We start from the raw sequence: 1,438 nt of genomic DNA, 5'->3' as shown, positions 1-1,438 counted from the left end.
CGGGCTTTCCTATGGCACATGTAACGCGATTATATAGCCACCGGGCTTCACCGCGCTGTCGCCGAAGCTTTAGCGTAGGAGCCCGGGGCTATTCAAATTTGCCCCTTACAGGGTCGGGTTTGCCTTTAAGTTAACGGCCATGGAAAGCTTTCGGGAACAAAAAGTGAGAGCCTAAGCTATGAAAATCACACGTAGCAAGTCTCAAGGAACCCCAATTTTATTGTTGATTAACTAAGACTGCTTCTGCTGCCTTATCCCCAGCATTTTAGACATTTTCTGAGCTGCCGAATCATAGGTTTGCAGTTGCTCTTCCATTATAGCCATTTTTTGATCCCGTAACCTGAGCTCTTCCTTCAGCCCCTGTATCTCCTTTCTGGCTTGCTCCAGTGCTTCAAGCGATTTTTGCGCTGCTGCTTCCGGCTGGCTGTCCATCATTTCACGGTAGCCGGCCACTTTTACCCCCAGCGTATCAATATTTTGCAGAGAGGCAATATCCCTTTCCGTGTAAAATAACTCGTCAGTTGTAATTCCAAAGATTTGCGCCAAGGCAGGTACAAGGTATGCAGGTATGCGCCTCCTGCCGGTTTCATAGTTAGAAATTGTGAACCTGTCGAAAGGCTCCCCCATAATTTCCTCCAGCTTTAAGCCCAGTTCTGTCTGAGAAAGCCCCTTTTGGTTACGGAAATAAGAAAACCTTTCGCGTATTGTTGTTTTATTATACACAATTTTGTTAATTTGAAATTAATGAGACATTAATACTCATAACAGATTTTGTCTCATGAGTTTTTATTACCACAAAATCAAATATATGTAAAAGGCACAAAATTGCCATGTCCGAATTTGGTTTGGAGCGGTATTGATATGCCAAAAAACAAAGGGGTTTATCAAACGTAGTTCGCCCCGGTGAACAGTATTAAAAAGGTCAATTATCAGTTTCGGGAAAAGCTAATGCCTGAGCGTATACCGCTCGCATAAAAGCAAGGCAACCCGTTTAATTTGGTTTAGGTTGACGGGCAACGGGAGGTGCGAGGCAATAGCACCTCCCAATTATGCAGAAGGCCACCTTTATACTTTCTTAATATCGACAAAAGACCAAAACATTTTGAATTATGAAACACACCAACACCCCCTGGGAGGAATCCCAAAACCAGTACAGGCTCCTGCTCGAGGCAGTGAATGACCTGATAAAAAACACCACCCTGCTGGCCGGGACCTACGAAAGCACCAACATGGATTTCGCCCACCTCATCTACGAAAACGGCCTCTACGAGCTGATGCAGCGCGCCGAACAGCTCAAAACCTACGAGCGCGGCTTCGAGCTGATGCACTACAGCATGCAAGGCCACGTAAAGCAGCTCCGCCGCCTGCGCGAAGGCCTGCAACTGTTCCTGATCAAAGACCCGGTGAACATACCAAAGAACTAACCCTGTGACTTTGC

Annotated in this window: 2 protein-coding genes; one reads left to right on the top strand and one right to left on the bottom strand. The window is 46.2% G+C overall.

The features are described 5' to 3' along the window. Positions 1 to 231: 231 nt before the first annotated feature. A complete protein-coding gene (locus E1163_RS00510) occupies positions 232 to 723 on the bottom strand; it encodes a helix-turn-helix domain-containing protein (RefSeq protein WP_155168570.1) in 492 nt (163 codons plus the stop codon). A 386-nt stretch (positions 724 to 1,109) separates the two neighbouring features. On the opposite strand from E1163_RS00510, the gene E1163_RS00505 reads away from it, so the two are divergent. Beyond that, the gene (locus E1163_RS00505; protein WP_155168569.1) at positions 1,110 to 1,424 is read left to right on the top strand and encodes a hypothetical protein; all 315 of its coding nucleotides are present in this window, start codon (positions 1,110 to 1,112) and stop codon (positions 1,422 to 1,424) included. Positions 1,425 to 1,438: the final 14 nt, after the last annotated feature.

This window comes from Fulvivirga kasyanovii (assembly GCF_009711405.1).
Classification (GTDB): Bacteria; Bacteroidota; Bacteroidia; order Cytophagales; family Cyclobacteriaceae; genus Fulvivirga; species Fulvivirga kasyanovii.
Note: the sequence above shows the minus strand (reverse complement) of the source record. Positions and strands in the feature narration are given on the sequence as shown.